The following is a 21380-nucleotide window of genomic DNA, read 5'->3' on the forward strand; positions in this document are numbered from 1 at the left end:
CTGGCGGCAGGCCGCCGAGCGGCTCCCGCTCGCCGCCTACAGCTCTGTCCACCCGCATGCCCGCCCGCTGCTGCTGAGCGGGTGCCAGATGGGTGCGGACGGTCCGCGTTGGACCAGGTCCTCGATCCGGGCGGCGCCGGCCGGGACGGCGGCGAGCATCTCGGCGACGGCCGGGTTCTCCTCGGCGGCCGGGCGCAGGTTCGCCACCGCGCCGTGCACCCCGGCGGCCGCCGTGCCGACCAGGACCACCAGCAGCCGCGGGAAGGAGCGCCAGCGCCGCTCCCATGCCCGGCCCCGGCCGCCCGGGACCGCCTGCTCCCACAGGGCGGCGCAGGCCGCCAGCTGCGCCGCGGTCTGCTCGTCTCCGGCACCGGGGCGGTGGCGTTCGATGAACGCCCGCAGGCGGTGCCGGTCGTCGCCGGTGCGGTGTAGGCGAGGTGGGCGGCGGGCCGGTACACCCCGGCCGCGCTGGCGGGCAGCTCCGGGGCGGGGAGGAGGCCGAGCGGGCCGCAGGCCTCGCCGCGGGTGCGGGCGACCACCAGCGCTACCGGGCCCTGACCCCGTTTCGACACATCCTCGAAGATGTCCTGGCCCCGAACATGCGGTATGGGTTCGGGCGTTCTCGGCATGTGGTGCGCGCACCGCAGATACGCTGGCGGATCCGGGCACGTGGTGATCGTGGGGGAGCGCATGGAATTCGACGGAACGGAGCTGTCCGAGGCGATCACGGCCGTCCGGGCCGGGCTGATCGCCGCTCAGCGCAGCGGCGCGGACTCCGAGATCCGGTTCACGGTGAAGGACGTCGTCGTGGACCTGGGGCTGGAGCTGCGCCGGGTCGGCGGTGCCAGCGGCGGGGTCAAGGCGTTCGTCTTCTCCGGCGAGGCCCGGGCTGAGCAGTCGAGCGGACAGACGCACCGGCTGACCGTGACGCTGGGGGTTGTCGGCGGCGACGCGGTACCGATCAACGGGACCGGAGAGGCAGGCCTGCCCGAGAACGGCTACTCGCTGCGGTAGCGGGTCGTCGTCGATGTTCTGGGAACGGGCCGTTGCCGTGGAGTGTGCGGGCCGGATCGGCGCCGGGTGCGTGGTCGCGCCGGGCCTGGTCCTGACAGCACTTCACGTCGTGAGGCCCGCAGGGTCCGACCAGGTGTTTGGGCGCTGCGCGGTCAGGCTAATCGGCGGACGCGGGCGCGCGGCAGCCGAGGTGGCCTGGCACTTGGACGACGTCGCGCTGCTGCGGTTTCGGCCGGCTGACCTTCCGCGCGAGTTCGCTCCGGTTCGGTGGGGTGAGCTCGTGTGCATCAGCCCGTCGCGGCAGGCGCGCTGCGTCGCCGTTGGTCTTCCCGACGCGGCCAAGCGCGATGGTGACCGGCGCGAACCCGAGGCCGTGGAAGGGCACATTAACGCGGTCGACACGGGCGGCAACTTCTACAGCCTCCAAGCCGACAGCGTGGTCCCGTCCGGTGAATCCGCATCCGGCACCTCTCCGTGGGCTGGAATGTCCGGTGCCGGGGTGTTTCACGAGGACCTGCTCATCGCCACGGTGCAGCAGGCCCTGCCCCGGCGGGCCAACGGCCGCCTGGAGGCTGTCCCCGTTCGCCATCTCCTGGACGACCGCGGGTTCTGCGACATCGTGGAACGAGCGTCCGGCACGCGCCCGCAACTGGAACCCGCCGACCTCCACACCCTCTTCGACAGTGCCCCTCAGCCCGTCGCGGCCGCTTCCTACCTCCTGGACGCACGCTCCGAGACCGTCGAGTTCACCGGCCTGGACACGGAACTGCAACTCCTGCGCGCCTGGTGCCACAGCCCGCAGCCTGTCGACGTCGCCGTCATCCGCGGCTCCGGAGGAGTCGGCAAGACACGCCTGGCCGTAGAACTGGCCAGGCGCCTGGCCGATCGCAGGCCGCAGGTCGAGTCGGCCCCCGACGCCACGAACTTCGCGTGGTCAGCAGGATTCCTCGACCCGAAGACCGCCCCCGATCAGACCTACCAGATGCTGCGCCACCTGATCCGCCCTGCCCTGATCATCGTTGACTACGCCGAGTACCGCCTTGGCCAGGTCAGGGGGCTGCTGGAAGCCCTGGTGAACCACCGTGCCCCGGCACACCGTATTCGCGTCCTCCTGGTCGCTCGCTCCACCCACGAGTGGTGGCCCAAGCTGCGGGCCCGGCACCCCGCGATGGTCAGCGGCACCGAGATAGTCCTCGCCCCGGATAACCTGCTGCGCCAGGTGGACGCGCAGGAACTGCGTGAGCGTGCGCGGATCTCGTTCACCCGGCGCATTGCCGCCCTGCAATGGTCGGGGGTATCCGACGACTGGGATGCCGAGGAGTTCCTCGACCGGGTCGCCGACCATGCGCCCCCGCACGAGGGCCAGGCCGAGGACGATCCGGCCACCGTCCTGTCGCTGCACATCGAAAGCCTTGCCGGCGTTCTGGTCGACAAGCCGATCGACGGCGACCTCGACCCGCATGAAGTTCTGCTGTACCACGAGGAGAGGTACTGGGACCGGGCCTCGGCCGTGCTGTTCCCGCAGCCCCTCGACCCGGATTACCGAAAGGCACTGATCGCGGTGCAGCGCCTTGCCAGCGCAGCAGATCAGAAGGAAGCCGACGCTGCGATCCGTGCGGCATGGGCCGCCCACTACGGCGACGTTCGCACCGCACCGCCATTGACACCGGACATGGTGCGGGCCCAGCGCCGGTTCCTTTCAGCCGTGTACCCGCCAACGGGGCACGCCTACTGGGGCGGGATCGGCCCCGACGCGCTGACCGCCAAGCTCGTCAACGACGTGGAGGCGGACAGCAACGGCGAGCCTGGGAGCGGGACGTTCCTCGCCCGGACCCTGTCCAGCCCGCTTCTGTCGCCGTCCCAGCGCCGCCACTGCCTGGCCATCGTGGGCCGCGGCTTCTTCAGCCATCCCGCCCTGGCCGTTGCAGCCGCCCAAGCGGTGGCCGCCAACCCGAACGCGTTGTACGCCGAGGCCCAGGACCTCCTGGAAAAGCTGTCTGAAGCGACGCGCGACATCTGGCGCACCGCCCTGGTCGATGCGCAGCAGCGACACGACGCGACCGTGCCCGCCCAAGCCGAGACGGCCGTCGGCACCTGGTCGCAGGAGCCCGGACCGTCCCCCGCAGAGCCTGCGGGCCCTCCCGCCTCCCGCCCCGTGGTCACCGCACCCCTGCAGCTTCCCGGCAGCTTTCCCCTTGAACTACCATTCCCGCCGCCAGTATCGCCGCCGACCGGGTCGGGAGCGGCCTCCCGCCCCCAGGCCGTCCCAAAACCCCTTCCTCAGGATCCGATCGCGGCCGTACCACCGCGCGCGTACCCCACCTGCGCCCCCAAGCGCACGGTGCCGGTTGCCATCCGCGACTACTTGGGCCTCGACGCTCACGGCATGAGGCGCGTGCTGCCGGCCTTCGTGTTTCTCGTAGCCCTCTTCTTCCTCACGGTCCTCTGGCAGACCAGATGAGCCTGACTCGCGGTTAGAGCTCGGCGACGGTGGTTGCGTGCAAACCTTGCCCCGGCGCGGCCCCCACCGCCGCAACGATCACGTAACGGCCTCCACCAACGTTGGTGCCGCGGCTGGCTGCCAACTTGATGGATTCCTTGGTGGCCGCCCGGACCTGCGGTCACCCGCGCCAGGCCGTCCCGCAGGGTGCAGTTTTGCTGCTTCACGGATGCCGACGTATCGCTGCGAAATATCGGCGGACAGGATTCTTTGTCCTAGACGGGATGCGTAGACACAACTCGGACAGCCTGATGATCAAGATGCTCAGATCTTGCTCAGATGTAACCCTGAGGAACTGTGTGACTGCTTTACTGGTCATGTCGCCACCAACCGGGGGCGGCAGACCGGGGGGTTTTCGAAGTGGCGCTTCGCAGTGTCAGGAAGGGCATCTGACCTGCTGGTTTGTCAAGTTTCGGCAGCCTTAGTCGCGGTGCATGGCCAACGCTGAAATGGTCGGCTGTGTGCGCGTCGGGTAAATCCATGGCCTCATTTTGCCATGTCTTTATTCAGCTTTGCCGTCGAATTGTATGGTGATTCGTCGGCTAAAAAACGCATCCCATGGGGGGAATTATGCGCGAAGTTCGTAGCACCAACCGTCGATTCGGCATGGCCGTTCTCGCTGCCTGCACCGCTGCCGCCATCGCGTCCGGCACTGTGCCCGCTTTCGCCGACGGCCCCGGCCAGACCTCGACGGCCGCCGTGGTCGAGAAGGCCACCGGGACCGCCGCGTTGGCCGGCACCACGGCGACCGCCGACAGTCCCGCGAGCACCGTCGTCAACGCCGTGACCGTCAACGCCCCGGCGAACGCGGCAGGGGCCCTGAGCGCCACCGCGTCGGATGGCACCACGGTCGCACTGAGCCTGTCCGGCGCCAAGGCCGCCGCCGGCGTCAAGGGCGGCGTCGGCACGGTCGTGTACTCCGACGCCCAGAAGGCGACCGACTTCGCCGCCCAGGCCACCACCGACGGCGGCGCGCGGGCCCTGATCACGCTCAAGGACAGCTCGGCGCCCACCAGCCAGACGTTCAACCTGGGCCTGCCCGCCGGAGCCTCCCTCATCGCCGACGGCGCGGGCGGCTACGACATCGTCCAGAAGGCGGGCGAGGGCATCGCCATCTCCAAGGGCCACATCGACGCCCCCTGGGCGAAGGACGCCACCGGCAAGGCCCTGCCGACCCACTACACGGTCCAGGGCGACCAGCTGACCCAGACGATCGAGACCAACAAGTCCACCGCGTTCCCGGTCGTCGCGGACCCGCACTTCACCTGGGGCATCGTCTCGGGCACCGCCTACTTCGACAAGGGCGAGACCCAGGCCATCGCCGGCGGCGGCGCCACCGCCCTGGCCGTCATCACCGCCGTCGGCGGACCGCTCGACATCGTCGTCGACCCCATCGTCACCGTCACCGTGGCCGCGGCCGGCGTCGCCGTCGCCAAGGGCGAGTGCGTGAAGCTCAAGAGCTACGGGATAGCGTCGACCTACAGCGGCCAGTACTGCGACTGACCATCACCGATAGAGGGGGTGCCTCCATGTGGCTCATGTGGAGCGGAGTGATCGTTTTCATCATCGTCACGGTCACCAGAGGATTCCTACTGGCGGGCAAGCAGCGTGGCGGCATCGGCATCTACCGTGACGCCGTAGCCATCGGAGCAGGTCTGGCGGCCGCCGCAGCGGCCTACCTCATGGGCACCGTCATGGACCTGCACCAGGCCGTGGCCGGCATGTCCGGATTGTTCTGGGGGCTGGCCGTGCTGGAGATCACCCACTACAGCCGTCACCGAGCCCACGTGTAACACCCCGGACAACGGCCGATGAACGCCCACCAGGCGGCCCGCGCAGCCAGCGCGGGCCGCCTGCTGCGCGAGTCCGGAAGCATCGGCCGCAGCCCCTTCTACGAGATCACGCCCTACCTCGTCTTCCGCGGCTTCGGCTACGAACACCGCGAAGCGCTCAAGGGCTGGAACCCGCCCCACATCAAGGGCCTGACCCAGGAACCCGAGGCCTACCTCCTCGTGACCCCCGCCGAGGACGACCAGGTCGAACCCGCGAACTTTCTCACCCACATCCACTCCGCCGCCCGCAAGGCCCGCACCGCCCGTGGCGCCCGAGCCGAGGAGAACGCAACCGTGAGTGACACCCACAACGACGTGCGCGCCCTCATCGGCTGCACCAAGGACCTGACCGCCAACCAGCGGCTGCTCCTGGTCCACTACGCCGCCCTGCCCGCCGGCAAGACCGGCACGCAGCAGACCGGCCAGGCCCTGGCTGCGGAGATGGGCTGGGCGCCCACCTTCTTCTCCCGCATCCGAAAGGAACTCGTCGAAGCCGGCTGGCTGGAGGAGTACGACCGGTTCAACAACATCCGCTACTACCGGCCCACCGACCAGGCCCTCGGACGCCGCCCGAAAGTCGTCCGGCTGCGCCACGCAGGCTGAACGGCTCCAAGGTGCCGGGCACCTCATCGGTCGTCTCCCCGGGCCGAACCGGCCGGTGCTGGACCGGGCAGATCGGGCGCCGGGCGCCGCGCCTTCCCGCGACGGCGCCCGGCCTATCGTGTGACTGTCCGGTCCAGCCGGCCATTGCGTCGTTCGGACGGTCACGCGGCGGCACTCCACCGGGTGGCCCGAGGGTGGCCGAGCCCCGGTTGAGCTGCCCCACCGTAGCCCGCGGCCGAGCTGGTGGATGCGAAGCCACGGTGTCAGGCGTGAGTGTGGGGGACGGGTTCGCTGGTGAGGGTGTCGGTGAGGGGCCGGCTTCCGAGGGGCTGGTGCAGGACGACGGTGAGTTCGGCGATGCCGCCGTCCTCGCATCCGATGTCCGGGCCGGAGGCGTCGCGGCGCCTGAGCAGGAGTCTGACCTGGCCGGCGGTCTCCAGCGCCACGAGGTCGGGCTTGTAGTCACAGCCGCTCCAGGCCACTTCCATGGAGATCGTGCGGTCGTCCGCCGCCACGGTGGTGTTCTTCGTCGAGGGGTCGGCGAGGTCGATGCGGCGCAGGACCGAGGCGTTCTGGCGTTTGAACGGGAGTGGGTAGGCGGGATCGTGCTCCCTCGTGTCGCATGCCCAGGCCGTGACCGCGATCAGGCCCGCCGCGGCTAACCACCACCCCTTGCGCATCGCCAGTTCCCCCGTCCCCCCGTCGTGTCGTGGATCAGGGTAGGCCTACCTGGCGCCGGCGCCAGGGGCGGGGTCAGCGGGTGGCGTCGACGGCGACGCCGACGAGCCGGAGGATCGCGTGGCCCCCAGGCGGTGGCGGCGATCAGTACGCCGAACACGACGGCGGTGAAGACGGTGAAGGCCTCGTCGACGCGGCTGTGAGCGTGGGTCGTGCGCCGCAGCCGGGCGATGATGACGATCGCGAGGAACGCCGACGCGCTGATCGTGTACTGCACTGCCCACCCCGACCTGGTAACTGACTGTGTGTGAGGCGCCGGTGACCCGGCGCCTGCAGCATCCGGGTGAGCATGCCAGAGCTGCGTGCCGGCCGGGGCCGGTCCGGGGAAATCCGGCGGGTGCGAACGGTCCTGTCCGGAGTTCCCTGCCGGGCCTCGCGCGCGAAGCCACCTGAAGAGGGCCTTCGGCGTCCGGAAGGGTCCGGCGCGTTCTCTCTCTACTTCTCTTAAGGGTGTCCGCCTCATGCGGCCACCCCCGTCCGGCTGGTGCGGCCACCCCGTCCGCGTGGTGCATAGACCCCCTCGTCAACCGGGGGCGGTTCGTGCTGCCTCGGTCCAGCAATGTGCGTTTGAAATGTGCGATCCAAAGGTGACTTTCGAACTAGTGTGTGAGGTGGAGGTGGGGTAGATGACTGGCGACCTGTTCGCGTCGATCGACGCGCTGCTGGCCCGGCCGCGCCCGGGGGACGACCTGCCGGTCCCGGCCGAGCGGGAGCGGCTGCGCAAGGCCGGCGACTACACCCAGGAGGAGCTGGCGGCCGCGTTGAAGACGAGGCGGGAGACGATCGTGCGGTGGGAGGCCGGGACGACCGAGCCCCGACCGCCCAAGCGCGAGATCTACATCCGGTTCCTCGCGACGCTGGCGCTGCGGCACGGCACGGTGGAGCCCACCGAGTGGCTGCGCCGCGCGCAGGCCGCCGGCCTCGTCCGCATCGACAGCGGCGCCGCGCCCGCTCCGGTGACGGCCGAGACCACCGCGCCCGCCGAGTCCGCGCGGCAGACAGCCGCCTCGGAGCCCGCCGCCGTCCCGGCGCCTGCGGCCCCGGCCGCGGTACCAAAGGCGTTCGCCGCCGCCGCAGTGGCCGGGCAGCCCGCGCCGGTGGCGCAGCCGGTGATGCTGGACCAGAACCCGGACGGCTCGGTGCTGATGGCCGTGCCCGCGCCGTGTGTACAGTGCGGGCAGCCGTCGGTCTACCGCTCCCAGGGTCGCCCGATGCACCTGGGCGGGTTCTGCCGCCCCGGCACCGTCCCGGCCACCGCGCAGCCCGCTTCCGCCGCGGTGTCGCCGGAGCCGGCTGGCTCGGTCGCTCCGGTCGCTGCGCCCCGCCAGGCCGCTCCCGCAGTCGGTCCGGCGGCCGCACCGCGCCGCACCGGGTCGTCGCGTCCGGCGGCGTCCTCGCGGGCCCGGAAAGCGCTGGCGAAGAAGCCCGCTGTGGCGGAGGGGCCGTCCGACTGGGAGCAGACGGCGGCCGCGCGCTTCCCGGCTGGCCCGCTCGCGGTGCTCGACGTAGCCCCGTCCGGCCGGGGTCTGGTGGCCTACCTCGCCGACGGCACCGAGGCCGCCACCGCGCCGGCCGGGCGCACGCTCGCCGACGTCGTCGAGTGGGCACTGGAGACCAAGCTCGGCTCGCCCCGGCTCCACCGGCACGGTAAGGACGGCGACGCCCTGGTCGTCCTCACCGACGCCGCGCTCGCCGAGCTGGGCCTGCCGCCGATGGGACGGGACGAGAAGCGCGAGTTCGTCCAGCGCCTCGGTCAGCTGCCGAAGACCCACAAGGCCGTGAAGCAGGTGGAGAAGGCCGGCTGGTTGCTCACCCAGCGCGGCCTCGGGCCGTGGGCTAGGGTCTACCGCACCCCGGAGGGCGGCAAGCGCCAGTGCGTGCAGCTGTGCGTCCCCGCCTGGGGCGCCCTCGCATCCGGCGGCTGGCAGATCCCAGACGGCCTCGCCGCCTCGGACCTGGCCCGCCTGCTGGGCACCTACGCCACCCGCGTGCTGACCCCGCGCGGCTCTACCGCCGTCTCCGGCCTCGAACTCGTGACCGCGCTGCGCCCGCCCACGAAGGCGGTGCGCACCGAGGCCGGCTGGACCTCCGGCCCGGTGGAGGGCTCCCGCCCGAAGGAGGCGTTCGACCCGGCGCCGCCCGAGGTCCCGGACATCCATCCGCTCGCGGAAGGCCGCGCGGCGGGCAGCGAGCTGGTGACCGAGGCGTGGGACTGGCACCGCCCGCTCACCGACCGGGAAGCCGCGGCGCGGTTCGCGGTCGGTCTGGACGTCAACATGGCCTTCCTCGCCGCCGCCGGCCGCCTGACCCTCCCGCTGTCCGGCCCGGTGCACGAGCTCAACCCCGTCTTCGACCCGAAGATCCCCGGCTCCTGGCTGGCCGACCTCTCCCACGTCGACACCGACCCGCTCCTCCCCGCGCCGTTCACCGCGGACGGCTCCCGGCCCACCGGGCCGGCCTGGTACAGCACGGTGAAGCTGGCGTACGCGGTGGAGCTCGGCGCCACCGTGCAGCCCACCGAGGCCTGGCTGCGGCACGAGCACGGCCCCTACCTCGACCCGTGGCACAAGCACCTGCGGCAGGCCTACCTGGACACGATGGCCGCGCTCGGTGTGCCGCTCGACCTCGCCGACACCGACCCGGTGGCGTTCCTGAACGCCATGGCCACCCTCAAGACCGGTGACCCGGAGGAGCTCGCGGTGCTCACCGCGATCAAGCAGACCGCGAAGGGCACCATCGGCAAGATGCGCGAACGCCCCCGCGGCCACGGCTACAAACCCGGCGAGCGCTGGCCCGCCCTGGAACGCCCCACCTGGGACCCGCTGATGCGCGCCCTGGTCATCGACACCGCCACCGTCAACCTCCACCGCAAGCTCCGCAAAATGGCCACCGACACCGGCCTGCACGCCATCGCGGTGCTCTCCGACTGCGCCGTCTTCGCCGCCCCCGGCCCCGGCGCCCTCGACGTCCTCACCACCCCCGACGGCACCCTCACCACCGCGCTGCGCCTCGGCGTCAGCCCCGGCCTGGTGAAGTTCGAGGGCTCCCGCCCGATGGCCGAGATCGCCGAACTGATCGCCGACGGCGCCAACCCGGCCCGGCACATCAAGGCCGGCGGGGTCGTCTCCGCCGACGAGTAGTCCCGCGCGGCCCGCCGCCATCCGGTGGCGGGCCGCCCACCCACGACCACCAGCAGCGGCCGCCGACCCCGGCGGCCGGGAAGGAGACAGTGTGAGCCGGGAGATCGACGAGGGCTTGGAGCGGGCCGAGCGCACCAAGCCGATCCCGCAGTCCGTTCCTGCCCGGATGCGGTTCCTGCTCAAGGGCGCCAAGGGCTCCACCAAGAAGCTCGCCCAGGACCTCGGCGTCTCCCAGCGCACCGTGCAGCGCTGGCTCAAGGGCCAGGGCACCCCGAAGCCGGCCGCCGCGAAGGCCATCGAGCAGAAGGTCCGCGCCGGCTGGCAGCCGCGGGTGAAGCAGCGGGTGCGCCGCGACGCCGAGAAGAACGGGTTCATGCTCCACATCCAGGCGACCTTCGGCTACTCGGCGGCTGGCGGCTCGACCGACGACCCGCGCGAACGCATGATCACCCAGAAGATGCCCGGCGCGGTCGCCCAGCGCCTCTACGCGGCCCGCGACGCCGGCGCCCCCCAGGCCCAGCAGGAGGCGATCCTCGCCGAAGCCCTGCGCGAGGAGTACTTCAAGGACGGCGGCCGCCGCGCCCGCGGCCTCGACGTCGAGCTCAACGACATCGCGTGGATGGACGTCGAGCTGTAGCCCCCGCCGCCGAACGCCGCCGCCGTCCTGCCCGTCAGCCTGATCCCGGAGGTGGAGTTGAGTTCCCTGTACCTGGTCGACGGTCAGCGCGTGTACGCGCCCGCCGTCGGTGACCGGCCGCGGTGCTGCACCTGGCCGTCGTTGTCGGCCGCAGCACGGCGCCGCGGGCAGGGTGCGTCCGGGCGAACCGCCCGGACGAGGACAGGCTGTTGTTCGCCGACGAGACCGGCACCGCCCGGCTCTGCGCCGCACCTGGCTCTACCGGCTGGCCGTTGAACCGGGGCCGCAGCGCCAGACCGGCACGCCGCTGACCGCCCGCAGGGCCCTGTGTCGCCGAAAGTTTCAGTCCAGCTGCCCTGGAAGGCGGCCAGCAGCATATTCATTAATTCCACTCGAATAATCTGCGACGGGAATTTTAGAAAGGGCAATCACATCGAGCAGCCGGAGGAACCGGAACGCCATGGCAGGTAGCACGAGCGCGCAGTTGCGGCGGCACGTGTACGGGCTGGCGAAGGGTTACGACTGCCACGACCCCGCGCAGCCAGCACGGGTCGGCACGGCGGCCGTGCTTCAGGCGGGCCGCTCGGTCCGTACCAAGGAAGTGCTGCGGCAGTGAGTGGCGGTGTCGCCCGAGGGGGCTACGGGGATCCGCCCTGCAGGACACGCTGCCAGCGGCGGGCTTCGGTACGGGCTCTGTAGGCAGCTTCCGCGAGCGTGATCAGTTCAGCGATCGGCTCTGTGTCGTTGATGCGGTGGTAGCGGGCCAGCACCCAGCCCAGGTGCGCCAGACTTTTGCGGCTGGGAAGGCTTGCCCCGCTGGCGTAACGCCTCAGCCAGGCCTCGGACCACACCTCCCCCAGGACTACATCTCGCTGTTCGAGCGTCTCAAGGTAGGCGGTGAACCGCAGTGCGAAGGCGACTTGTTCGGGGACCGCCGGGACTACTGTGCGTGGTGCTCGGCCCCGGGGGGCAGTGTGCTGCCGCTCTGCGATCCCGACCCACATCTGTTCCAACCGATGCTGTGCATGCCGCACTTCTCTCGGGTCCCAGGAACTGAGAGGCTCGATCCGCACCAGGAGACGTCCGAGGAACCCTGCTCTCGGCAAGGTTCCGCTGAGGGCCCGGTAGATGGTCGAGCGCGGAAGCCGCACACGCTCGGCGAGCTCGGCAACCGAGAGTCCGGTGCTCGCTACCACATGGTGGAGCAGGCGGACGAAGGCGATCACCATCGGGTCGTCGGTCTGGAGGGGCTTCCGGCGTGCTGGCATGGCGACAGGCTAGATATCGGCCACCGACTTGGCTTGTCGTCACAGGTCAGAGCCGGTCCGGAAAGCTGATGTCCCATGACGAAAGATGCGGTTGTGCCCGTCCGCTAACGTGGAACCGACGGCATGGGCCGCCGCCAGAAAAGGCGACGGCCCCCTGCGCCAACAGGGAGCCGTCATCGTCATGTCCGACAGCGCCTCACAAGGGAGCAGCCATCAGCACCAACTCCGAGACTACGGGGAAAACCACCACGAAGGAAGCCGACGTCCGCAGCGTGCGGCGGCGGCAGCGCGCGCGGATGCTACGAAGCATCCGCCGAACGGCCCTTCTCGGACTCGTCCGCGGAGCCGCCACCGCTGCCGGCACCGCCCTCATCGGGACCGTCGTCCTCCTCATCCAGAAGTGACCACGCGGGTGCGCCCAACACCAGGGCGCACCCGCGTCTAGCCGGCACTCTGTCCTTGAGCCGACCACAGCGGATGCCGTCCCGGGGCCATCCCGTCCCGCCTGGTCCCTTGTCAGCGTGTGGCGAAGAAGACCGCTATCGCTGCTGCTACCAGGACCACCTCAACCACCGCTCGGGCGGACACCCCTTGAAGCCGGAGTTCTGCCGCGCCGAGCCTGACGATCCGCCCGCGACTGGTGGCCCGGAATTCGATCGTCCGCAAGGCTCTCGCCCTGCTCCAGACCGACCCGCGCTACCCGGGCCTGAGACAGGGGTGGCACAGCCGGATCCGCTCACGTTTTGGTGTGCGTCGGTAGCCGTCTGCCTCGGCGGTCCCGGCCGGCCGTGCTCTGTCGCCCCGCACACCCGCCGCCCAGACGTCAACGTGGTGTCCGCCCTCGCTACCGCGCCGCCCTGGCAGATCTCCGTCGTCGAGGACGTTTTCAGCGGGCAGCTGATGATCCCGGCCACCGCGGTCACCTCCCTGCTGCGCGCCCTCGTGCCTGCCCCTGCTGGCCGTGGCCACCTCCGCGATCGGCTACACGGCTGTCCTGGCTGGCCTCGACCTCGCCTCGTCCCGGAGGGTTCGGCGTCAGTTGCCCGGGCCGCGCGCTGTGGCGGCTCAGTTGGGCGGGCCGCACACCTCTGCGCTGCGCGGCCCCCACGTACACGCCTCCAGGCTCATGCCCGGGCCGTCGTACAGCCACGGCGACTGGCGGGGGTCGGTGGTCGGGCCGTACGCCCACTGGCCGGTGTTCACGTTCATGATGCCGAACTCACAGCCGCTGGGGGCGGCGATCGGATCGATCGCCATGTGGTCGTGGCCACTCTGGAGTTCGACCTTTTCCAACGCGAGGCAGCCGCCGCTGCGGATCGTCCAGGAGCCCTCGGCGGCCTGCGCCGAGGTCGCGCTCCCCACTCCGGTCACGCCCATCGCCACCACGGCGAGCGCGGCGGCCGCGGCACGCTTCCTGGTCCTGGTGAATCGCATGGAACCCTCCGGTTCGTCGGTCCGGCCCCGAGCCAGCGCCGGGGCGCACCTTGAAGCTCAGCAGCCAGCGGCACGGAGCACAACGCAGAATCCGGACGACCCTATACACCCCCCCCGGGCGCCGCTGGACGGCACCTCCCGGCCGCCAAGACCGGCACCGTCCCTGCGTCCTCGGCCTGGCGGTCGGAGACGTAGGTCGGCACGGAGCGCACCGATGTCGAGCTGGGCGGCGCGCCGCTCGGTGATCGCGTCGCGGCCGGCGCTCACGTGGTGGCGCCAGGCATCGGTGGTGATGCCGTCCGGGACGGGGCCGGTCTCCAGTGCGGTGGCCGGGACGTCGGGGCGGGCACGGACCTCGGCGATCGCGGCGGCGCCGATCCCGCCGACTGACCCACCGGCCCATCGGCCCGTCTGCTTGCCGGGCCCACCGGCCGGGGCCGGTCAGGCAGGTCGGGCGTCGGCCCGGCCGGCCTGTTCCTCGTGCCCGGCCTGGGAGCAGGCGCATGCGCAGGAGGGCCGACCGGCGGTCAGGCCGCCGGTTCCTGCGCGGTGTTCGGGCGGGCGGCCTGCTTGAGGTTCATCGCGGCCTTGTGCCGGTTCTCGGCGCTAGCCCAGTACGGGTGCGCGTACAGCTCGGCGCCGACCGCGGCGAACGCGGCCCGCGTCTGCTCGCTCGGGTCGGCGGCCCAGTCGGCCTCGGCGGTGTACCAGCGTTGCTGGAGTTCGAGCAGGTCAGCGGGGAAATCGGTGTCGGACACCGGCCCATCGTAGGTCGCACACCCGTGCGGCCGACGGCACAGCACCCCGGGCCGGACGAGGTGGCGGGGGCGATACCGACCAGAACGCCCCACGGACCGGCCCGGGGCGGCTACCGTCGACAGCACAGGGCCCGGCCCGGCGCCGGACAGACCGAAACGGACAGGGGTATGAGGATGAGCGCCCAGCCCGCCGAACACGGACATGGCGGGGGCCGTCTCGGACTGCCGCCGATGGACACGGTCCAGGAACTGCGCGCCGCGCTGCGCGCCGGCCACGGCTTCCCCGGCGACGCCGAGCGCCTGGACGCCGAACTCGCCGAGCAGCTGCTGCGCCGGGTGCCGATGGACCGGCTCGACCAGGTCGACCAGGTCCCCGCCGTCGTGGACCTGGTCGCGGTCGCCGAGATCGTCGCCGCCTACCGCGGCCGCGTGCTGCTCGCCGCCGACCCGGAGACATCCGACGCCGTCGACTAGGCCGTCGCCGACCTGCTGGCGCGGCAGGGCGCCGAGTGACCGACCAGCACCAGCAGCCGGACCGTTCGGTGGTCGCCGTGGTCACCGACCGCGCCGCCCAGCGCGCCAAGGAGCTCGGCGCCACCGAGGCACTGGAAGCGCTGCGCGCCGAACTCGAACACCGGCCGGCTCGGCCGCCCGATCCGCGCCGTCACCGAGGGCGGCCAGCAGGTCGATCTGTACTCCACTCGGATCGAGGGAGACCGGGCCGAAGGCCGGCCCGCGCTCAACGTCGTGCACGCCTACGCCCCCGCCCCGCCCTGGCCTCCGACCGTGCGGATCGCAGCCGTCGTCCCCGAAGACCCGCCGCGCCCCGTGCTGTAGAGCAGGGCCGGCGGACCGCGCCCGCTACGCTGCTGCCGGTGTCCGCCGGACCCGAGACGCACAATCCGGGCCATCACCGGCGGGCACCGTCGCGCCGCCGTCGGCCTGGGACAAAGCTGAGACACCCCTGTCCCAGCACGCCCGGTATGCCCGATTTGCTAGGACAGCCCCACCCGAAAACCCCAGGTCACGCTGTTCTGCGCCCGGACCTGGGACAAGGCTGGGACAGTCGACCGCAACTGTCCTCTGACAGGCGATCTTGACCGTTTGCCAAGTGATCTTGACTGGTGTCAGGTTTCTGGCAGGCGATCCTGACCGGTGCTGGGGGTGGGCCTACGGGGCTGTGCAGCACGGCAAGGTGTCGATGCTGCGGGGTCAGGGCGCGAAGTACCAGCAGTACAGCTCGAGGTGCTTCTCCGCACGAATGCTGGCCAGGGCTGACACACGCTCGAGGAGGTCCATCGCGTTGTCCGGCGAGATCTCGTCGTCCGGTTCGGAGGCGGCCTCGGCCCACGCACGAGCTTCGGCTCGGAGTCGCTCTCCTCCCGCAGTGACCAGGGCCGTGCACAACGGCTCCGGGACGGCGAAGACGGTGAACCCGTCATTGGCCATGGGGACCACGTGCCGGAGTGTGCTCTCGGCGCCCGTCAGCTGGGCTTCCCACCTCCAGACCGCGTCATCGGGGTAGATGCCGTCGCACCGTACGGCCGGGAAGTCGTGACTACGGCGAGGGCCCACCCGCAGGGCGGACTCATCGTCGCTTGCAAGGAAGAACTCACCCACGCGAATCATCCGCCGATCTTCGCAGCCCCCGGGGCAACTCATACGAAACGGCTGGTCTGTACAGCCATCAGGCAACGGCGAGGCACGTTCCACCAGCCCTCTGAATCAGTCAAGATCACTTGTCAATCGGTCAAGGTCGCATGTCAGAGGACACTGGCCTTCGTCAGGGCTCCCGGAACCGGACCAGCGGTGGGTGCTCGACGGCGTCCGGGTCGGTGCGCGGGTCGTAGGCGGCGAGTCCGGCCGTCCGCACCCGCTCGGCGATCCGAAGCCACCCGGTGGTCCGCCTCGGAGGTGAGCACCGAATGGTCGACGTTCGGGTCCTCCAGCGCCAGGCCCCGGACGTGCTGGAGCTGCTCCAGTGCCTTCTTCGCCGCCCGGTCGATCTCCGGCGGCGTCATCCCGTCCGCGTCCCGGCACACCAGCGCGCGGTGGAAGTGCCCGGTGTCCGGGTGGAGCTCCAGCTGCTCGTTGGCCGGGCGCAGCCAGCGGGCCGGGGAGGAGACCGCTGACGGCGATCCGGCCGCCGTGTTCGCGGAGCTGGCCCGGGTACTGCCCGCCTACGGCACCCGCGCCTACATGGCCGCACAGGACATCCGGGATAAGGCCCGATGGCCGCACCTGAGCGCGCACGAGCGCGTCGTCGCCCGCTCCCGCGAGCGGATCGACCGCTGGGGCCTCGACGGCCCGGACGACGACGGCGCCGCCCCGGAGGAGACAAACGCCCCGCAGGGCGAAACTCCGGCCCCCGCTGCGACCGGCCCCGTTGCGACCGCCGCCGCGACCGAGGCGGCCCCCAAGGAGGTGCCGGCCTGGCAGTCGGCGGCCGACGTCGCCGAGCAGGCCCGGCGTACCGCCTGTACCGACCCCGAGCGCCGCTTCGACTTCCCCGACCTCCTGGACGACCTGGAGGTCACCTTCGGCACCGGCTGGGAACTCGGCTCCTGGCTCACCCCCGACGCCCAGGGCGTCCTCCAGCTGCGCCACCACAGCCGGCCGGTCGGATGGACCGCGCCCCTGCCCGACGGGCCGTGGGGCCAGACGGGCTGGATCGCCCTCCTCTACCAGCCGCGAGGCGCGAGGCTCCTCGTCGACAACTTCTCCCGCCCCAAGACTCACCCCACTGCGGACCTGGCGCTCGACGCCATCCTGCGCGCTCACCGGCCCACCAGGCCGACCCCCGCCCGCTGACCGGCCCTCACCAGGCGCCAGGACCACCATGGTGGTGCCGGGCGATCGCCTCCAGAAGCGCCTGCCGCGCCCCCCACAACCGCCCCTGCTCGGCGGCCAGGGCATCGGCCGCCCACCCCGGCAACGGCCGCCCCAGCGCCGCCGCCCCCAGCGCCTCCTCCAGCGCGCCGCCGGCCTTCTTCCACGCCTCCAGCTGCCGGACCAGCCCCCGCACCAGGACATCGACGGCCCAGCCCGGGTCCCGCCCGTCCTGCCGAGCCTCCTGGCCGGCCTCGCCGAGGACGTCCTCGTCCAGGTCCTCGAACGCCTCCTCCCACTGCTCGGCCACCAGCCGCCGATGCTCCGCCAGCACGCCTTGGAGCTCGGCGTCGACCGGCTCCTGGGCTCACGGCAGCGGAGACCGCGGCCCCCGCACGCCGGCAGCGGCCAGGGCCCGGTCGGCGCCCGGCCCCAGCCCGAAACCGCGCCGCGCGCGGAACGGAGAAGTGCTGCTCACTCCCGCTCAACGCCAGCAGGTCCGGATTCGTCACCCCGGGCGGCGGCCTTGGTGCAGCCCGGTGTGCCCTTCCGCACCCGGGCGACGCCGGTCGGGAGTGGCCGTCGAACCGGTCCCTGACATGCGGTTCGTGTGGGCACGGATGAGGGCCGGCCCGCCGAGCAGGTAATCGCTGGCGAGGCCCGATGCCCGACCGCTATCCTCCTGAAGTGGCAGAAGCGCCTGCCTGCGCCTGATCCGATGCCCCCACGCGGCGTCGCGAGCAGACGGCCAAGGGTCACCGACTCGCGCGAGAACAGTTCCACCTTGCCCTCGACGAGCACGTCGTCATGACCTGGGCCGGGGCGTGGGGTTCGGCCGAGGAAGAAGAAACATGACCAGGAACCGTGCCCGCAAGACCGCCACCCGCGAGCGGATGGCCACCACCGGGGAGCCCTACACCGCCGCCCGCCGGAAGTCCGGGCCGCCCGTGACCGGGCCCTACCCGCCCGGCACACAGTGGACCTTCCACAACCTCCGCCACCCCACCACGACCTTCCGAATTCCGCTGCACTACCAGTGGGAACCGGACGGTGGCTGGATCACTGACGACTACGACCCCGAGGACATCAGCGCCCGGCAACTCTGGGACCAGTGGGTGAAGCAGGTCGACACCCGGCTCTCCGCCAGGAACGACCAGGCCCGCCCCGGCGACGTCATCATCTCCTGGTACGTCACCGGCCAGGGCCAGGACCACGGCGTCTTCGAAGGCCCCCCGTTCGAGCTTCCGTCGCTCACCAGCTACACCATCCCCGAGAACTTCTCGACGTTCTTCAGCACCCCTCTGCACGCCGAGACCGGAGAACCCATCAACTGGCTGCGCCTGCCGGTACTCGATCTCGGCTGGAACAGCCACCACAGTGACAAGGGCGGCTTCGTCCAGGAAGTCCTCGGCTGGAAGCCCTCTCCCCTGCAACCGACCATGAACGTGCGCGACCTGGCCCGCATCGGCGGGCTGTCGTAGCAGCGACGCCGCCGACCCGGTCCCACCATCGGCCGGGTCGGCGCGCCCACGATTGCCGGCACGGTCAGCTGGTCCGCGTGAGGGCGTGCCTGCGGTCCTGCCAGGTACTGTTCCGACCAGCGCCTGAGCCGCCGTCACGGCGCGCGTATGGACCTGGCGAGGCGAAAGAGCCCGCCGCAGGTCCCCGGTTGTCTCCCCGGGGCGGTCCCCGGGGGGAACCTCCAGCCGACCTTTCGACATTTCCCCAGCTCAGGGCCGAGATTCGGTCCGTCCAGGGTTGCCGACAACCCTCTCCCTTCCCTTCTTTGAGCTGTTGGTGGCTGGTGGTGCAGTTGGGTAGGGCGGGCTCGGGTTCACCGCCGGGTCCAGTGGTGCCCTGCCCCGCTCCAAGTCCACTCTGCCCTCCCCCTTCCCGGCCGGGGTGGCCGGGCGCCTTCCGGTGCTCGGCGCGCAGCGGGAGCTGGCGGCGAGCGGCGGTGCGTGGACGGGCGGGGCGGCCCGGTGTCGGTGGTGTGCGGTAGAAGATCAGCACCACGAACGACAGCGCGGGGGCAAGGCATGGACCACGACCAGGGCGAGCGGCACGACGGCGAACAGCCGGCCCGGCCCGGCCGGGTGCACTTCCGCCGCTCCGCCCGCAACCCCAACGGCAGCACAGCCCCGCTGCGCGCCGACGTCCTCGCGGCACTGGGCGTGCTGAAGATCGCCACCTACAAGCAGCTGCACGCCCTGATCGCCGCCGACGAGTATCGCGATCACCACCGGGTGGAGCACGTGGCCGAGGCAGTCCGGGACCTGGAGAAGCACAAGCTGGTCGACGTACGCGGCGCCACCTCGCCGCCGGGCCGCCGACCGGCCGCCAAGGCCGTCCCGGCTGCCCTCGAAGGGGCCGCCAGGCCGAAGCCGGGCGGGCCCGGCGCGGAGAAGATCGTCGGCCTCACCCTGCTCGGCCTCGCCGCCGCTGCCGAAGCCCTCGGCGACGACCGCGACATGGGCGGCCACGCCCGCGGCGCTGGCCTCACAGGCGCCCCGCACGCCATGCTCGTCAACGAGTTCATCATCACCGCCGTCACCGGTACCACCACCCACGGCGCCCCGCCCCGCACCGACAAACGCCAGGCACCCCCGCGCCGCGTTCTGCCCGCCGGTCCGTTGCCCGGTGGTATCGAGGCCTGGGCAACCGAGACGCCCCACACCATCACCGGCAAGTTCAACGTCATCCCCGACGCCATCGTCCGCCTGCCCGAGCTCGGCATCCCAGTGTGGGACCTCATCGACCAACGCCGTCAAGCCCGCCAGGCCCAGGACGAAACCGAGAAGCAGCGGGCCGAGAAGGCTGAGCAGGACGCAGCCGACGCCAGGCAACGCGTCAGGCTGCTCGCCGCCCGCGCCCACAACGACACCTTGCACCCCTGCTACACCTGCCACGGCCCGCTCGGCGGCGCCCACGACGCCGAGGACGAGCTCAATGAGAACGCTGAACCGGACCGCCTAGAATGCCCGGCCTGCCTCGCCGACCGCCGCGGCCAGAACGGCCGCCCGATCGTCCTCGACCTCCCCTCCCCCCGCGACCTCAAGATGGCCGACAAGCACGGCCCGCCCACCAAGGACCCGTGGTGGACCGTCCGGATCATCCATGCCCAGCGCTGGCCCAAAGCGAAGCGGGACTCCGGAAACGTCCCCGAGCTCTGGCCCAACGCCCGCGCTTAAGCCTCTCTGACTATCCATACTCTGATGAAGTTGAAATCAATTTCACCGATCTGGGCGGAAAGGCTTTCTCGCGGAGCTCCTCCTTGTTTATTCAGTGAGTTTCCACTGGCTCAGGCATCGGCAAACCTGGATGCCGATATGGCGTGAGACGGGAACGGATCTAAGGGTACTCCGGAAAACATTCGATCGATGGTTCGATTAGTAATACAATCAGACCATGGTGAATCGAACTAAGGTTCGCCACGCCTATCGTTACTGGCTCGTGGCCGGGGCGTCAGGCGTCAGACAAACCACAGCCGGGAACCAGCTGCTGTGCACCCGGCGGTACCGTGGGGACCGGAGCGAGACGCCCCAGCAGTCGGCTGTCGTCCGAGGGCTTCATCCTGACGTCCTCGCAGGAGCCGGCCGTGCCGGGCACCCTCCGACGAAGCCCCCGGCCACTGATTCTGGCCGGGGGCTTCACGGTGCAGGCGAAGCTGAGTCCGCCGGATGGCTTCACACCATCTGGCTGGCGGCTGGCTGCCGTCAGCCGAGCTGACCGTCAGAGACGGAGCAGCTCAACGATCACCCCCGCGACTGTGCTGGCTGCTGTGACAGCTCCAGCGTTGCGCCGGAGCCACCTGCCGAGCATGGCCAGGAAGTGATTCACGCGCCCCATAGCTGACCTCTCACTCAACGGCCGGAACGGGTGCCGGCCAGACGGTGAGGTGAGGTGTCGACTGCGGAGCAGCGTCCACAACGCTAGACCGAGATCGCGCTGACCATCGCCGCCCTAGGCACAATGCGCCTGGGACGAACCGGAATAAAAGCCGCACTGTCTCTAACAGTCGGAACATTTAGTCAAGAATGACCATTTAGTTCTAGTCGGATAAGGCTATGTCGAAGCTAGATAAGCGCGACTTAGGACTAGTTCCATCGGGCTATGCATGTTGCCCGCCAGCGCGCCGCCCATTTGACAATAAGGAGGCACCCGGGCTGACGAAGAAATATGCAAGGAGGGGCCTTAATCGGGTGAATGCAAGGGAAGCCGAGGATGAGTAAAAAGAGTCACCGAGAAATAATTGGCTGCCCCAGACCATGAACCCCAGAACCCTCCAGCGGCACCGGGGGTTTGGCGGGATCTCCTGACATGGTAAGACTGATACGGGGACCGCCGCTGCCCGTCCTTCGAGGATGGCACACCCTGCCGGCGCCCGCATTCAAACAGTCAGGTCCAGGCCAATCCGGCAGGAGTGAAGCCGACCCGCACGCACCCCCGACACCCACCCTCTCCCCCAGTCAGCCCGTCGTGAGTTCAGCCAAAAACCTAGTTCAACCTTGTGAACGAGCATCAGCCCACCGGCACCATGGAGCGAAGCGGAGTGGTGCCGGCCCGAGCGCGAAGCGCCGGGCCCACCCGGGCGAAGCCCGGGTGCGGACACGCGGAGCGGGTCCCG

Annotated in this window: 20 protein-coding genes; 12 read left to right on the forward strand and 8 right to left on the reverse strand. The window is 70.8% G+C overall.

Features of this window, described 5'->3' with window-relative positions:
- Nucleotides 1-36 precede the first annotated feature (36 nt).
- The gene (locus tag ACFV04_RS09795) at nucleotides 37-249 is read right to left on the reverse strand and encodes a hypothetical protein (RefSeq protein WP_380528074.1); all 213 of its coding nucleotides are present in this window, start codon (nucleotides 247-249) and stop codon (nucleotides 37-39) included.
- A 441-nt stretch (nucleotides 250-690) separates the two neighbouring features.
- Here ACFV04_RS09795 and ACFV04_RS09800 point away from each other — a divergent pair, with 441 nt between their 5' ends.
- The 5 genes from ACFV04_RS09800 to ACFV04_RS09820 all read left to right on the forward strand — a co-directional run bounded on the left by ACFV04_RS09800 (nucleotide 691) and on the right by ACFV04_RS09820 (nucleotide 5949).
- Entirely contained in the window at nucleotides 691-1014 is a 324-nt protein-coding gene (locus tag ACFV04_RS09800; protein WP_380528077.1) for a trypco2 family protein, read from the forward strand.
- Nucleotides 1015-1027: 13 nt separating this feature from the next.
- A complete protein-coding gene (locus ACFV04_RS09805; protein WP_380528080.1) occupies nucleotides 1028-3475 on the forward strand; it encodes a trypsin-like peptidase domain-containing protein in 2448 nt (815 codons plus the stop codon).
- A 645-nt stretch (nucleotides 3476-4120) separates the two neighbouring features.
- Complete coding sequence (locus tag ACFV04_RS09810) at nucleotides 4121-5017, forward strand: hypothetical protein (protein ID WP_380528083.1); 897 nt, start codon at nucleotides 4121-4123, stop codon at nucleotides 5015-5017.
- Nucleotides 5018-5064: 47 nt separating this feature from the next.
- The gene (locus ACFV04_RS09815; protein ID WP_380528086.1) at nucleotides 5065-5307 is read left to right on the forward strand and encodes a hypothetical protein; all 243 of its coding nucleotides are present in this window, start codon (nucleotides 5065-5067) and stop codon (nucleotides 5305-5307) included.
- 18 nt (nucleotides 5308-5325) lie between these two features.
- Nucleotides 5326-5949 carry a hypothetical protein gene (locus ACFV04_RS09820; protein WP_380528088.1) on the forward strand — a complete coding sequence of 208 codons (624 nt, stop codon included), beginning with the start codon at nucleotides 5326-5328 and terminating at the stop codon, nucleotides 5947-5949.
- Between the two features lie 263 nt (nucleotides 5950-6212).
- On the opposite strand, the gene ACFV04_RS09825 is transcribed toward ACFV04_RS09820, so the two are convergent.
- Entirely contained in the window at nucleotides 6213-6629 is a 417-nt protein-coding gene (locus tag ACFV04_RS09825; RefSeq protein WP_380528091.1) for a hypothetical protein, read from the reverse strand.
- Between the two features lie 684 nt (nucleotides 6630-7313).
- Here ACFV04_RS09825 and tap point away from each other — a divergent pair.
- The 3 genes from tap to ACFV04_RS09840 all read left to right on the forward strand — a co-directional run bounded on the left by tap (nucleotide 7314) and on the right by ACFV04_RS09840 (nucleotide 11080).
- A complete protein-coding gene (gene tap, locus ACFV04_RS09830) occupies nucleotides 7314-9827 on the forward strand; it encodes a telomere-associated protein Tap (protein ID WP_380528094.1) in 2514 nt (837 codons plus the stop codon).
- A 91-nt stretch (nucleotides 9828-9918) separates the two neighbouring features.
- A complete protein-coding gene (gene tpg / locus ACFV04_RS09835; RefSeq protein WP_380528097.1) occupies nucleotides 9919-10464 on the forward strand; it encodes a telomere-protecting terminal protein Tpg in 546 nt (181 codons plus the stop codon).
- A 460-nt stretch (nucleotides 10465-10924) separates the two neighbouring features.
- Entirely contained in the window at nucleotides 10925-11080 is a 156-nt protein-coding gene (locus ACFV04_RS09840; RefSeq protein ID WP_380528100.1) for a hypothetical protein, read from the forward strand.
- A 22-nt stretch (nucleotides 11081-11102) separates the two neighbouring features.
- Here ACFV04_RS09840 and ACFV04_RS09845 read toward each other — a convergent pair whose 3' ends face one another.
- The 3 genes from ACFV04_RS09845 to ACFV04_RS09855 form a co-directional block, all read right to left on the reverse strand.
- Nucleotides 11103-11732 carry a hypothetical protein gene (locus ACFV04_RS09845; protein ID WP_380528102.1) on the reverse strand — a complete coding sequence of 210 codons (630 nt, stop codon included), beginning with the start codon at nucleotides 11730-11732 and terminating at the stop codon, nucleotides 11103-11105.
- Between the two features lie 1065 nt (nucleotides 11733-12797).
- Nucleotides 12798-13166 carry a hypothetical protein gene (locus ACFV04_RS09850; protein WP_380528105.1) on the reverse strand — a complete coding sequence of 123 codons (369 nt, stop codon included), beginning with the start codon at nucleotides 13164-13166 and terminating at the stop codon, nucleotides 12798-12800.
- Nucleotides 13167-13693: 527 nt separating this feature from the next.
- The gene (locus ACFV04_RS09855; protein ID WP_380528107.1) at nucleotides 13694-13924 is read right to left on the reverse strand and encodes a hypothetical protein; all 231 of its coding nucleotides are present in this window, start codon (nucleotides 13922-13924) and stop codon (nucleotides 13694-13696) included.
- 174 nt (nucleotides 13925-14098) lie between these two features.
- On the opposite strand from ACFV04_RS09855, the gene ACFV04_RS09860 reads away from it, so the two are divergent.
- On the forward strand, nucleotides 14099-14398 hold the full coding sequence (locus tag ACFV04_RS09860) for a hypothetical protein (protein WP_380528110.1): 300 nt from the start codon (nucleotides 14099-14101) through the stop codon (nucleotides 14396-14398).
- On the opposite strand, the gene ACFV04_RS09865 is transcribed toward ACFV04_RS09860, so the two are convergent.
- Entirely contained in the window at nucleotides 14395-14625 is a 231-nt protein-coding gene (locus tag ACFV04_RS09865; protein WP_380528113.1) for a hypothetical protein, read from the reverse strand. The genes ACFV04_RS09860 and ACFV04_RS09865 overlap by 4 nt on opposite strands.
- Nucleotides 14626-15136: 511 nt before the next feature.
- Entirely contained in the window at nucleotides 15137-15544 is a 408-nt protein-coding gene (locus tag ACFV04_RS09870) for a hypothetical protein (protein WP_380528115.1), read from the reverse strand.
- A gap of 294 nt (nucleotides 15545-15838) precedes the next feature.
- Here ACFV04_RS09870 and ACFV04_RS09875 point away from each other — a divergent pair, with 294 nt between their 5' ends.
- Complete coding sequence (locus tag ACFV04_RS09875) at nucleotides 15839-16735, forward strand: hypothetical protein (RefSeq protein ID WP_380528117.1); 897 nt, start codon at nucleotides 15839-15841, stop codon at nucleotides 16733-16735.
- Between the two features lie 7 nt (nucleotides 16736-16742).
- Here ACFV04_RS09875 and ACFV04_RS09880 read toward each other — a convergent pair whose 3' ends face one another.
- A complete protein-coding gene (locus ACFV04_RS09880; protein WP_380528120.1) occupies nucleotides 16743-17087 on the reverse strand; it encodes a hypothetical protein in 345 nt (114 codons plus the stop codon).
- Nucleotides 17088-17604: 517 nt separating this feature from the next.
- Here ACFV04_RS09880 and ACFV04_RS09885 point away from each other — a divergent pair.
- Both ACFV04_RS09885 and ACFV04_RS09890 read left to right on the forward strand, forming a co-directional pair.
- Nucleotides 17605-18234 carry a hypothetical protein gene (locus ACFV04_RS09885; RefSeq protein WP_380528123.1) on the forward strand — a complete coding sequence of 210 codons (630 nt, stop codon included), beginning with the start codon at nucleotides 17605-17607 and terminating at the stop codon, nucleotides 18232-18234.
- A gap of 558 nt (nucleotides 18235-18792) precedes the next feature.
- Nucleotides 18793-19944 (forward strand): hypothetical protein, encoded by a 1152-nt coding sequence (locus tag ACFV04_RS09890; protein WP_380528126.1) that lies wholly within the window; start codon nucleotides 18793-18795, stop codon nucleotides 19942-19944.
- Nucleotides 19945-21380 lie beyond the last annotated feature (1436 nt).

The organism is Kitasatospora sp. NPDC059599, from assembly GCF_042735125.1.
Classification (GTDB): domain Bacteria; phylum Actinomycetota; class Actinomycetes; order Streptomycetales; family Streptomycetaceae; genus Kitasatospora.